The sequence below is a fragment of the Bartonella sp. AA18HLJMS genome, from assembly GCF_042197245.1.
GTDB lineage: Bacteria > Pseudomonadota > Alphaproteobacteria > Rhizobiales > Rhizobiaceae > Bartonella.
The window spans coordinates 120,113-132,886 of record NZ_JBHIRP010000003.1; the positions used below are offsets into that span (position 1 = coordinate 120,113).

Genomic DNA, 12,774 nt, shown 5'->3' on the forward strand with positions numbered 1-12,774 from the left:
TCAACGCCATATTAAGGAAATTGAATATGACAACCGCATCAGATATTATCAAACAGATTACAGACAACGAAATCCGTTTTGTTGATTTACGTTTTACTGATCCACGAGGAAAATTGCATCACATTACAATGGATATCGCAGAGATCAGCGAGGATACTTTTAGTGATGGTGTCATGTTTGATGGTTCTTCAATTGCTGGTTGGAAAACAATTAATGAATCTGACATGGTTTTAATGCCAGATCCAGCAACAGCACATATTGATCCTTTTTTTGCTCAATCTACTTTGGTCATATTTTGTGATGTACTTGATCCTGTCTCTGGTGAGTTTTATCGTAGAGATCCTCGTTCTATCGCCAAAAGGGCTGAGGTGTATATGAAATCTTTAAACATTGGAGATACAATCAATGTGGGTCCAGAAGCAGAGTTTTTTATCTTTGATGATGTGCGCTATAAAACGGACCCTTACAACACAGGGTTTAAACTCGATTCAAGTGAACTTCCCTCTAATGATGATACGGAATATGAAACAGGAAATCTAGGGCATCGCCCACGAATAAAGGGAGGCTACCTTCCTGTTCCGCCGATTGATTCCTGCCAAGATATGCGTTCTGAAATGCTCACAGCACTCAAGGATATGGGCGTACAGGTCGAAAAACACCATCACGAAGTAGCAGCAGGCCAACATGAATTGGGTATTCGTTTTGATACACTTGTTCGCGAGGCTGACAAGATGCAAATTTTTAAATATGTTGTACATCAAATAGCAAATAGTTATGGGAAAACAGCAACCTTCATGCCAAAACCAGTTTTTGGTGATAACGGCTCTGGAATGCATGTCCACATTTCCATTTGGAAAGATGGCAAACCCATTTTTGCAGGAAATGAATATGCTGGACTATCAGAAACCTGTCTGTTTTTTATCGGTGGTGTTATTAAGCACGCAAAAGCAATAAATGCTTTTACAAACCCATCCACAAACTCCTATAAACGTTTGGTTCCTGGTTATGAAGCTCCTGTTCTTCTTGCCTATTCAGCACGTAATCGTTCTGCATCTTGCCGTATTCCTATGAGCTCCTCACCAAATTCAAAACGCGTAGAAGTTCGTTTTCCAGACCCAACAGCAAATCCCTATTTGGCATTTGCAGCCCTTTTAATGGCTGGTCTTGACGGTATCAAAAACAAAATTCATCCCGGACATGCTATGGATAAAGATCTTTATGATCTTCCCTTAAAGGAACTTAAAGAAATCCCTACTGTTTCAGGAAGCCTGCGTGAAGCGCTTGAAGCACTTGACAAAGATCGTGGCTTTCTTAAAGCTGGCGACGTTTTTGATGATGATCAGATTAATTCCTTCATTCAAGTAAAGATGCAAGAAGTCTTGCGTTACGAAACAACACCCCATCCTGTTGAATTTGATATGTACTATTCTGTTTAAACAATCAATACGCATTCTTTTGATTTTTAAAGTGGAGGCAAAAGCCTCCATTTTTGTGGATATTCTTCTCATGCAAAAGCGCAAGAGGCTTTTTGCTCGTCCGCTTTTCCTTTATAATGTATTGAATCTCTTCAAATGAATTAACAAAGGTTTCTAATGCCGCGAATTTGTTTTCTCGTTCCCGTTCTTTTATGCATTGTCTTTATCACATCAACAACTAAAGCACATACAATAACCAACCAAAAACTTACAACTCTTGAGAAAGCAACATCTGCTTATAGTAAAGCACTTAAAAATGCCGATGCAAATGCCATCTTAAATGCTATTCCTCCCCAAGTCATCAACCGCTTAACCGCCAAAAAAAATCTTAATCAATCACAATTTCTACAAATCATGAAAAGCCAAATAGAACGGTTGGCAGAAAGTTACAAGATTGAAACGATCAACATTGATCAAAAACAAAAACGTGAAGGTACCCTTGATAATGGTACCCCTTATTTTGTTATACCCGTGGAGCTTGTAACCACAACAAATGCTGGGAAAAAATGCTCTATTCAAACTGAAATTATTGCCCTACTTCACGATAACCAATGGTATTTTATCCGTGGCAATGACGAAGCGCTCTTAACCATAACTAATGAACTATTTCCTGGACTTGATAAAGTAAAAACCAATCCTCAAAAAGTCACAAAAATACTCTGAGCCAAAAGAATGCACGTAAATAAAAGATTTTCCCCTATAAACAAGTTGTAACAATTGTAGCAGCAGCATTAAATTCAACTTTTTTATGAGCACGGCGTGCTATTGTTTCTTTATCTATTCCCCATTGTTCCATCATCCAATCTTCATCTAAATGGGCAATAGACCAAGCATGATCAGCATCAATGTTTCCCGCAGCAACGGCAAGAGCAATGAGAGCAGATCCCGTTAAGGTTGTCATCATATGAAGTGCAGCAAGCATATAAGCAGACTCAACGCTTCGTAAATAATGACTCACAGCTTGAAGTGCTTCTGGTGATTGTTCCACATGCATCAGCCCTTCTGTCAAATAAAACCTTGCACCCAGTTTTTTTTCTGCCCAATCTAATAAAGGATCCCATTGCTCAGATTGTTTTTGCACCAACTCTTTAGGTGTCTGTGCACGATAAAAGATCATATCACATGCAACGAAACGCAATAAATCTTCAAAAACCACCTGCATATCATCAGCGATACCATCAATAACAGTATTAACCAAACGCGTCATCGGCATTTTTGCAGGATCAACAACGTGCTTTTGGTTCTCAAATTCCTGAGCAACATATTCAGCAAACACTTCTGATGGCACATGAAAATGACGCCTTGCGGGCGTTTTTACGGGACGTTCATCCAACAAAATCGTAAAGCCGACCTCCTCACAAGCGATCTTCACTTGCTTATAAAACCGTTTTGGGTGTGATTGGCATGAAAGATTTTGAATCTTTTGAACAGAACTCTTCTTATTCAATGGCATATCAAAATGATCCAAAATCTCACGCATATTTGTTTACCTCTGATCTTTTCAAAAAAACGACTGTTTCTTTAGGTTCTGTAGCTTCAATAAGGTTTAATCTGACCTTCTTAACAATTCCAAAGAAGAAAAAAATCTTGCCAATCTCAATCTGATTTAAGAGTTATATTTCATGTTTCTTTTACAAACAAGACAATGATGATTGCCTTTTATATATTTAATACAATCATAATAGTAAAACAATTTCTAAAAGTATTATCTTAATTAAGAAGTTAAATATATTGAGTTTTATGGCAAAGATGTTCACGCCTTACCAATTTGCTTATTATTCACCTATAATAGTATTATCAATATGAACAGATTCAAAAACGCTGCTCATCCAAAAAATGATAGAGCAGTGCGGTTTACGTGTCATTCACCTTCGCTTAACCATTCCAATAATTCTCTAACATATCCAATAAATACCCTGATAGAATTTTTCCTGCTCAATTACTCCCCTAAACGACGATGTTTTACGGCATGATAGAATAATGAACAGACAAAATTATAATTGTAAATTTTCTTTCATATATACATTATTTTATAAAGCACTAAATTATTTAACGCATTGTGCTTGATATACTCTACATATTACACTATTTTAAATTTAGGCATATTTTTATAAAGAATAGAGATCATGCAATCTGAAAATAATACTTTTATCTATACACTTGTCCCTGCAGATACTAACTGTGCAGCAGCAGAACAATAGTGGCTTAACAATCACAATAAAAATATTTTGTCCACTGACTCGAGATCCCGTATTATCTTATACGCAACTCTTGAAGAAGCATTTAATGAACTTGCTCAAAAAAAAGATGCTTATCTCTTAAGTTGTGCTGCTTCCCCTGATTTGCATACACTCATATTTACCCGTTTAGGTGATATGCAATTATTTGACAGCTTTATCATGCCTACTCACTCTATGGTTTTAGCTAAACGCAATAACATTGATGAAATTAAAACCATAGCGCCTCATCCTGCCCCGCAATCTCTGGTAGCTCATCAATATGACAAAGTATTTGCCAACAGCAATGCTGATGCAGCCGTTCTTTGTAAGGCTGAAAAAGCCGATGCTTGTATCACAACATCGGTTGCGGCAAATCGCTATAAGCTGAATATTATCGAAAATTTTGAACAAATGCCAATGACCTTTTTGCTCCACTCACTAAAGTCAACTAATCATGAAAAAATCTGAAGTGCTTCTTTCCATTGTTAACTTAGTTGACAAATTCCGTATGCGCCAAGAACGAAATGGGAGCATTAAGGAACCAACTTCAGCAGATAGTAATATGATCAATGAATTGATCACTCTGCTGAACCACCATGCTAATATTCTTGATGGATTATCTCCAAAACTTTTAGCGATCATTTCTGATGATCTTCTTCAGTGGATGCTCAGCGGTTTAACGCCCCCTCCTCAATTTGATAACACTTTGGCTGCTTTCAAAGCCCCATTACCAGATGCTCCCTTGTTTTTCTTGGCTCCAATGCGTGCAACAAATGGACCTGATCCAGAAGGATTCCAGCTGGAATTAGTTACAGGATATCGTCATGAAACGGCCTATCTTTCTGACGCCTCGAAATATACAAAGAATTATCTATCACCATTTCAATGTATAAAAATGGGAATAGCATCAAAGGGATTTTTAGAAGGCAAGTTCTATTCCCAGAATCTGTAGCGACGGCTCAAAAAATTGATAAGCAAGCATTTGCTTTGTTTTTTTTCAGTAAATTCTTTGATATTTACAACAAGCAAACAATTGTGGAAGCTGAACGTTTACTCGGTCGAGATAGTAAATTCCTGTTCGGTCAATTGCATAGTCGTAACTTATCTAAAGAAGACATTTACGATGCTCGCTGTTTGTGGGGCTATTATCATGACTATGCACATCATACCGGACCGCGGCCATTGGATAAAAATCTGTATATAAAATTAAATTGGTTTACAGGTCTTCTAGAAGAAACTAAAGTTGATTTAATTACAGTGCGTATTATGCTACAAAATCATCCAAAATTTTGGAAAGAAATAACTGAATTTGTCCTATTAGAACGCATATTCCGTTATCCACAAGATTCTGATCAGCATATGACATTCGATGCTGGTACAGGGATCTTGCTTTTTGAAATATTGATGCGGAACAAAGCATTGATTGAAACAAATCAAAGTTATCTTCAATTTGATTTGGAGCGTCTTGAAAAAGTAATAATATTGATGATAGCAGATATAGAAACACTTGAAGCATTAGATGATGACGCTTATTTGGCAGGAGCTAAGGATTATATCCAAAATAATCTTGGTAAGCCGCAAACTTCACAGTCACGATTTAATTTTTCAACATCATATTATGCACAGCGAGTGATTAGAGGATTAAATCATTGAGTTTTATAAAAGGACGGTTATTATTATTTACTTTTGCTATTCTAGCATTGTTTTCCATAAGTTGGTTATTATCTAAGAATTTGGTTAGCAATATACCCGTCATGCATGCGGTTGGACTTAGGTTGTTTTCCACCGCTGCCACCTTATGGCTGATTGCAATATTTCGTGAGAAAGCTGTTTTCAGATCCCTACCATTGCTTTCCATGATACCTTCTTTTTTAATTCTCTCAGTGTTAGGATTTTCGCTGTATTTTGTATGCAGCTTTGGTGCATTAAAATCGCTCAAAGCCAGTGATTTAACCATGGTGCTCGCTACTATTCCAGGAATTACTTATATATTAGGTGCATCGACAAATGTCCTTAAATTCTCATGGCTGAAGCTTAGTGGAGTGATAATTGTCAGTGTAGCAGCTGTAGTATTCAATATAAATAGTGGAGAAGGTGGATATTATAACCTGATAGGAGTAGTGCTTGCCTTAACAGCAGCACTTTCTTATTCTGCTTATGGCTTATTGTCTAAACGTTATCTTAAAAATCTACCTTTGCTCACCTCACTGGCTTGGATCACGACAATTTCTGCAGCATCATTTATGCCATTATTTATTTTTGATCCTGCCCCACTCTTCTATCTTAAGTTAGAAGATATATTTAAAATATTGATTTTAGGAACTGTTTGCTCGGCACCAGTTTACGTATTATACCAAAAAGTTTTAGCCGAAGGAGGCGTATTATACGCCAACACTATCGGCGTATTATCCCCTTTTGCAGTGGTTGTATGTGAATGGATAATCGGCTCGAGCCCTTCCCTCAATATGATCAAAATAATTGCTATGATTGTAGTTGTTATAGGGATGACACTCTTATTTATAGATGCATCAAAGGTATCTACATGGCAACAGAAACGTCGTGCCCAAAATTCCAAATTTAATGAGGAAACAAAATGAAAAAACTCGCGTTAGTTTGCCAGCGCAATGCAAAATTACCATTTATATTTGAAGCAGCACAAGCAGCTAATATCGAATTAATAATGATCTATGATACCGCTGAAAGCGCTCCCACTCAACACCCCGCAGCAGTCACTTCAACTTGGCAACTTCCTGTTTTTGATAACCCAGAGGCAGCTCTAGACACTTTTGCAACAGGAGCAAAAGAACGCAATATTGCTGGGGTTATGACCCTTCGCGAAGAAGCCATCCTATGGACAGCTTTGGCTGCAAAAAAAATCAATACTCCAAGTATTGAACCAGAAGTAGCAGCATTAACCAGAAATAAATATCTCATGCGTCAAACTTTCGCTAAAGCAGGCTTAAGAACACCAGGATTCTTTTATATAGATCATCCAGAAGACCTATCAAAAACACAAGCCTTGGATTATCCAGTCGTTATTAAACCTGTCTCTGGATGGGCAAGTGCAGGCGTCATGTTAGCTAAAAATTCCGCTGAACTTCCTGATCTCATTAAAGCCGTATGGAATGTTCAGCATAAAGACATGGCACGTTTTAATGATAAAAGTAAACCTGTAGGCTTAGTCGTAGAACAGTATTTGCCAGGAAAAGAGTTTGTCGTAGAATGCTTTGTTGATACAGCAGGTGTACACGTTCTATCCGTTGGAGACAAGGGACAGCCTGAGGGACCATGGTTTGAAGAAACAATTTATCGTCAACGATGTGATATAGATGATCCTTTAATTATTGCTTTATGTGAGGCTGCATGCTCTGGAGTTAAAGCTCTTGGTATAAATATGGGAGCTGCTCATGTAGAACTACGCTTAGATGCCAATAACTTACCCTATATAATTGAGATCGGTGCTCGTATAGGTGGATCAGGTGTTTCCCATTTTATTGTCGAGCAGGGCACAGGAGTTTCATTTGCAAAACTATGTATGAATGCCGCTTTAGCTGAAAAAAACTTAGACCTTCCCGATATACTCCCAGCTAAAAAAGTGGCGGCAAATTATATTATTCCTCTTCATGGGTATGGACGGTTTTCTGGATTTTCAGGTCTAGATAAGGTTGCACAGCATCCTCAAACCGCCAGAACTATCATTTTCTTTGAAACCAATCACATTTCACCACCTCCACCAGCATTTGGTGGATATCCTGGTTTTATTTTCTCTGTTCATAACTCAAACGAAGAAGCACGCAATTACCATAAATGGCTCGATGATACCTTAAGCATCATATGGAAACACCATGTTTATCAATAGCCCGATAAAGATATTTTTACTGTCCCTGAACTTTGATATAAATCTTATCGATACAAACGAAATTACAATGCGAATGCGATTGCCTAAAACTTTGCAAACGTTTTTCCATTAAAGATGCATATTTAAAAAAAACAGGAATTGAGGAAGATATAATCTACTTTTACACCCCATTTTAATAAAAGCTCTTCAATGTTTCTATATTTGAAACAATAATAAGAACTTATGAACGATTTTTTTGATACGATCAACCTCTTCTCCCCACGTCTTAAAAGAAGAAAAAAAATCTTATCTCCCCACTTTGATATAAAACTTATATTTCATATCTATTTAACAAATAAGACAATGATCTTGTTCATATATTCAATACAGCCATTAGAACAATTTTTTTAAAGGATTTATCTTTATTAAGAACTGAAGATATTGAATTTGATGTTAAAAGTGATCATGCTTTACCACTTTTCTTATTATCCATCGACAACAATGCAAACGATACGAACAGCTTCAAAAACGCTTTTTGCAAAATTTTAAAGCAAAAAAATACGCATCATCCACGAAACGATCGAGCTGTATATTGTACATATCTCCTCCTTTGCTTAACAGCAAAAGCTTTTAATCAACAGTCAATATCTCCCTGCCTTTCATGATTGATATCAGCGACCTCAAACGCCAGTCTTTACAACATGATAGGATAATAAGGCTACTATTTTAAAAAGCTGATGACAAACACATCCCCAATATTTATAGCAAAAATAACACAAATAGATTTACAGTCTCATTATCATTTTTTTTGAAGCATTTAAGCTCCCCTATCAATCAGATAAAAAATAAATCAACGTGATCCTTCCATACCTATTAAAACACATGATACCATTATTAAAAGAAGCAATTAAAATTCTGCATCATCAATGGTTTAAATCACGACAATAAAACAAAACTTTAAAAATCACATTTATTATTTTTAAAAAGATTTATTAAAAATGATAGCGCAAACCACCAGAAAAATGAACTCCAGAAAAACCAGCCTTGGTTAACCTATGCTGATAGCTAAGATCACTGTGAAGTGTAACTTTAGAAGAAAACTGCGCATTGATACCCAAACCTGTTTCTAAGGAAGAACCGAAAGAACCCAACTGGAAAACATCTTTAAAATGAACAAATTGTTCTTTATCAAAACAATGAGCAAAATGAATATTGCCATAAAAAGAAGTGATCCAATCCTTATCAGAGGCTGTAAATGTTTTACTTAAACGCCCACCAACACGCACAAACCATTGATCTATTTTTTTCATCTCAACATCAAATCCATCAATATCACGAAACTTATCAAATTGAAGATGTTGATAAATAAGCTGAAGTTGCGGATCAAAAATAAGATCTTTATATCCTGTCATAGACACTTTACCAGCAGAAAACGACACGTTCAAAGGATTTGCTTTTAATGTCGCCGTCTTACCCCAAACACGGCTACGCACATCCCCTTTAAACAAACCATAAGATAAAAGACCGTCTACGTAAAAATCAGTGTAATGTTTCACACTAGCATATGCCGTAAATGACCATTTATTAAATGTACTCTTTTGACTTTGTTCCACGTTATGAGGTTGTAAGGAAAGCTTTCCATAGGTTCCCATAATCCCAAAAGATGTCGTACTATATGCACCCTCTATTGTTTTGAGCAAAATATCTGTTTTTATAGCGTTATAATCAACATGACCATCGTACCCATATTTAAGTGTAGAAAGATCTGAGACATAACGATAACTCCCACCATAACCGTGGACAGATAAAGCAAAGTTCCCTTCAACTTTTAATAATTTACGAGGGATAGACCGCCTAACTTGCAACTGCTTTTGTTGATGACTAATATCCATGAGCCCAACATGAAACAAAGCATTTGGTAACAAAAGATAGGTCAGAACTTGTGGAACAACCTCTCTGACCTTTAACTCAGAAGGGGGAATAGCAGACACCTCTAAAACAGGCTGAATATATTTACTTTCAAGGCGAAAATCCCAAAAATCTCCATCTCCTTCAACCAATCTTTGAGAAGTTTGTGCATTTCCAAGAGCAGAAGCTGGACCATAAGCATGAAGATAATATTGGTAAGGCAAACCCTCTAATGCGATATAAGCACGATTTAACTGAAAAGAATCCTCTGCCGCTTTTCCAGAAACCTGAATAAGTGAAATACTATGAGCATTTTCACCGGTTGCTATCTCACCCTGATTTCCTGCAACAAATTGCACATAAACTGTTGTTTTTCCAGAAACATCACCATGTATTAAAAGCCGATCAGTTTTTGTATTATCAAGCAAACCATCCCTACTGAGATACGTATTGAGATAAATATCTGCCCTATCTTGCGCACTATAAACTTCTTTTTCTCCCTTCCCAATATGAAGTGTCTGATACTCCTGAAACATTGGAGTCTCAAAAGCAATAAAACTATCAGAAACTTTCACAAATGAAATAGACGAACTTGTACGGTTTGCAACTTGCAAATCGATCTCTCTTCTTTTTGTCAAAAACCATTTTGATCCCCTTGTTAAATAAAGCTCAGCAATAGAATCATCGGCAACACGAGTCCCTCCTATCAATGAAGAAGAATTAGCCAAAATCGCTACACTTCCCCCTTTTTCAGCTGTTAATAATAAGTCACCAAAAATTTTTGTACCTTCTGTTACTCCAATATAAATACGACTGTTATGGCTATGAACAGCTGTCCCATCTGGAACCTCAAAAATCGTCCTTTTCAAAAAGACAAGCCCCTGTTCATACGCATCATTTTCCCCATCCCTCTCAAAATACATACCTTGTTTGTTACCTATTGCTTTAATTGTTGAATCTTCAATATTAACCCGCGAAATTAAAATATTTCCTTCCCTGCCGTTATTGGATGGCGTGTTAGAATCTTGTCCAACTGTTAAAATATGAACATCCGTAGAAATAATATTCGTATTTTTTACATAAACAGAACCCTGATGTTTTACATTGAAAACTGTATGTATAATTTTTTCATTTGTATTTTCTTTGTCTTCTGTTTTTTGATATTTTGAAGCAATGGTAACACCATCTAAAGTCGCACTCCCCCCTCTCCCCACATAAAGCGCAGCAGCATCATTCACATCAATAAATCCACTTTTCATCTGAATACCCGCATCAGCACTAACGAAAAGAGCACTCTCTTGACCGATACCCAAACCTTCCACTTTAATTTTTGTATTCGTTAACGTAACAGATGCTCCTCGCTTCTCTGCATAAGCAGCAATCTGAGAAGCCTCAATTGTTCCACGATTAACCTCAATCATTCCACTATCAGCTTTAAGACCTATTGATACATTTTTAAAAGCTGAATCGCTCAAAACAATTTTTCCCCCTTGTGATACAAAAACACCATAAATATCTTCTATACTTGCAGTCCCTTCAACCTCTACACGCATTGCCTCAATAACTGTATTTGGCTCCTGTACTACTATAGCAGCAGGTAACATGAGAGAACGATCCTCCCCATTCTTTTTTTTAACAGGCGCCGTGAATTTATATACTTTATCACTAATTGTATGCTTTGAACCATCACTGCATTCATAAGGTAATTTGTTTTTGTCACATGACAGTGATGTATATGAATGAGAATGTGCCTCAATATTTATATTTAACAAAAAAGAAAAAATAGCTGCTGTAAAAACGCACGAATACAAGTGATTGTTAGATACCTTGACTATCATTGTTTTTCAAAACTTTCTTTTTTCAACAAAAACAAAAAATGCTGGCAAAAAAATAAACCACAAATTAAACACAACAAGAATAAAACGAACAAAATTATTTTATTTTTATGATAAATTACAGCATTCAATAATATGTTTTGTGTTTTATGTAAAGAAAGAACAAAAAGTTTAAAAATACCATTTAGGAGGACAATCCCTCTAAAGAAGGCATCTCAAAAACCGCTGAAAACTGCAATTACAAAAGGCCCAAAAACCAATCTTAAAAAAACGTGAAAAAATGCGAATTTTGAAGAGATATAATATTCAATTTATCTCACCACCGAAAAATAAAAATACAACAAAATGAGAATAACTTCTAAGATTAAACGATTAAAACGTTTTAATAAAACACAGCACAAAAAGATACAGTATACGAAATCTATAACCGCATCATCTCTTCAACTACAACAAAAAAACAAGAAATTGCACACTAATGTATAAGCTGATGTACACAATTTCTATATTAAAAATGCTAGATATCTAACAAAGAAATTTGAATAAATAAAAAACTTCTCCTAATACCCTATCATCAATGATTTGAATTAATAAATGTAATATTTTAGATCTTTTGATAAAATCTAAAATACAGTAAAACACTCACCATTCTGAACTTAAAAAACACCAAAATAAAATTTCATCAAAATTAGCTCTATGAAAGCTATCTGTTTATTATCGTTAAGGAAGATATTTTAGCAAAGCTATTATTTGCCATTCTTTATATTGAATAAATTTCTCTAAACAACAACTCACTCTCCTCGGCTAGCATCATCTGACAACAACACTATTGCCAATCTCGTAGCTGATGAATATAACTACATTAGAGACAAAAGAGCTATATTTCTCTCTTCTCCCGTTTAATATGTTTATTTAATTATTGCTTTAAAAATTAACGTTCTACTGTTGATGATCACTTGTGCAAAGCTTTTTTTATTTTCTGGCGCTTTTTATCATTTTCAAAACGTAACATCAAATCTCGCTCTTGTTTTGTCGAATTGGTTACACCAAAAGTATCATTGTCCATAACCTGCTGATACCCTGCTACCATTAAATTGACTAAAAATGAATCACTTCGCGGCGTTGATGAAAAATAGATTCCCTTTGAATCTTGTAATTTGTACCGATAACCTGCTTTAGTCATGCACTCATAAACTGCTGCAAAATCACTTGCACGCGAATCCATATTTTTAGAAGAAGCGTAGATTGGTTTCCAACCACATTTTGACAGTGCTTGTTGGACCATAGACTTACTGACACCAGACTTTTCCCATAATTCTAACGTCGATGGGGGAGGTTTGCTAATACACCCAGCAGAGCTTAATAAAATTATAGCAATCAATAATTTCAATGTTTTTTTCATTTCCCCCTCCGTCAATATTTACGATAGAAAGACTGATAAATCTTCTAATATTTTCTCACACGCAAGATGACTTTTGTTAGCATATAGATATTGAAGAAAC

Annotated in this window: 10 protein-coding genes; 7 read left to right on the forward strand and 3 right to left on the reverse strand. The window is 35.9% G+C overall.

The window, feature by feature from the left end; genetic code table 11:
* Positions 1–26 precede the first annotated feature (26 nt).
* Entirely contained in the window at positions 27–1,436 is a 1,410-nt protein-coding gene (gene glnA, locus ACFINW_RS03425) for a type I glutamate--ammonia ligase (RefSeq protein WP_375611514.1), read from the forward strand.
* Positions 1,437–1,592: 156 nt separating this feature from the next.
* Entirely contained in the window at positions 1,593–2,138 is a 546-nt protein-coding gene (locus tag ACFINW_RS03430) for a hypothetical protein (protein ID WP_375621407.1), read from the forward strand.
* Positions 2,139–2,172: 34 nt separating this feature from the next.
* Here the strand turns inward: ACFINW_RS03430 and ACFINW_RS03435 are convergent, their stop codons facing one another.
* Entirely contained in the window at positions 2,173–2,955 is a 783-nt protein-coding gene (locus tag ACFINW_RS03435; RefSeq protein ID WP_375630128.1) for an ATP12 family chaperone protein, read from the reverse strand.
* 748 nt (positions 2,956–3,703) lie between these two features.
* Here ACFINW_RS03435 and ACFINW_RS03440 point away from each other — a divergent pair.
* The 5 genes from ACFINW_RS03440 to ACFINW_RS03460 all read left to right on the forward strand — a co-directional run bounded on the left by ACFINW_RS03440 (position 3,704) and on the right by ACFINW_RS03460 (position 7,553).
* On the forward strand, positions 3,704–4,162 hold the full coding sequence (locus ACFINW_RS03440) for a prephenate dehydratase domain-containing protein (protein ID WP_375621409.1): 459 nt from the start codon (positions 3,704–3,706) through the stop codon (positions 4,160–4,162).
* On the forward strand, positions 4,149–4,646 hold the full coding sequence (locus tag ACFINW_RS03445; RefSeq protein ID WP_375621410.1) for a hypothetical protein: 498 nt from the start codon (positions 4,149–4,151) through the stop codon (positions 4,644–4,646). The genes ACFINW_RS03440 and ACFINW_RS03445 overlap by 14 nt, the downstream gene beginning before the upstream one ends.
* A complete protein-coding gene (locus ACFINW_RS03450; RefSeq protein WP_375640474.1) occupies positions 4,580–5,347 on the forward strand; it encodes a DUF6421 family protein in 768 nt (255 codons plus the stop codon). The genes ACFINW_RS03445 and ACFINW_RS03450 overlap by 67 nt, the downstream gene beginning before the upstream one ends.
* A gap of 80 nt (positions 5,348–5,427) precedes the next feature.
* Positions 5,428–6,291, forward strand: a complete 864-nt coding sequence (locus tag ACFINW_RS03455; protein ID WP_375640551.1) for a DMT family transporter — start codon at positions 5,428–5,430, stop codon at positions 6,289–6,291.
* Positions 6,288–7,553, forward strand: coding sequence for an acetyl-CoA carboxylase biotin carboxylase subunit family protein (locus ACFINW_RS03460; protein ID WP_375640479.1), 1,266 nt, complete (start codon positions 6,288–6,290; stop codon positions 7,551–7,553). Before ACFINW_RS03455 ends, ACFINW_RS03460 begins: the two co-directional genes overlap by 4 nt.
* A 971-nt stretch (positions 7,554–8,524) precedes the next feature.
* Here ACFINW_RS03460 and ACFINW_RS03465 read toward each other — a convergent pair.
* Together ACFINW_RS03465 and ACFINW_RS03470 are read right to left on the reverse strand one after the other, a co-directional pair.
* On the reverse strand, positions 8,525–11,278 hold the full coding sequence (locus ACFINW_RS03465) for an autotransporter outer membrane beta-barrel domain-containing protein (RefSeq protein WP_375673794.1): 2,754 nt from the start codon (positions 11,276–11,278) through the stop codon (positions 8,525–8,527).
* A 946-nt stretch (positions 11,279–12,224) separates the two neighbouring features.
* Complete coding sequence (locus ACFINW_RS03470) at positions 12,225–12,674, reverse strand: hypothetical protein (RefSeq protein WP_375673796.1); 450 nt, start codon at positions 12,672–12,674, stop codon at positions 12,225–12,227.
* Positions 12,675–12,774: the final 100 nt, after the last annotated feature.

Coding starts and splice junctions, on each gene's coding strand:
- ACFINW_RS03430 (WP_375621407.1), top strand. CDS start 1,593: ATGCCGCGAATTTGTTTTCTCGTTCCCGTTCTTTTATGCATTGTCTTT.
- ACFINW_RS03435 (WP_375630128.1), bottom strand. CDS start 2,955: ATGCGTGAGATTTTGGATCATTTTGATATGCCATTGAATAAGAAGAGT.
- ACFINW_RS03460 (WP_375640479.1), top strand. CDS start 6,288: ATGAAAAAACTCGCGTTAGTTTGCCAGCGCAATGCAAAATTACCATTT.
- ACFINW_RS03470 (WP_375673796.1), bottom strand. CDS start 12,674: ATGAAAAAAACATTGAAATTATTGATTGCTATAATTTTATTAAGCTCT.
- ACFINW_RS03450 (WP_375640474.1), top strand. CDS start 4,580: ATGTATAAAAATGGGAATAGCATCAAAGGGATTTTTAGAAGGCAAGTT.
- glnA (WP_375611514.1), top strand. CDS start 27: ATGACAACCGCATCAGATATTATCAAACAGATTACAGACAACGAAATC.
- ACFINW_RS03445 (WP_375621410.1), top strand. CDS start 4,149: ATGAAAAAATCTGAAGTGCTTCTTTCCATTGTTAACTTAGTTGACAAA.
- ACFINW_RS03465 (WP_375673794.1), bottom strand. CDS start 11,278: ATGATAGTCAAGGTATCTAACAATCACTTGTATTCGTGCGTTTTTACA.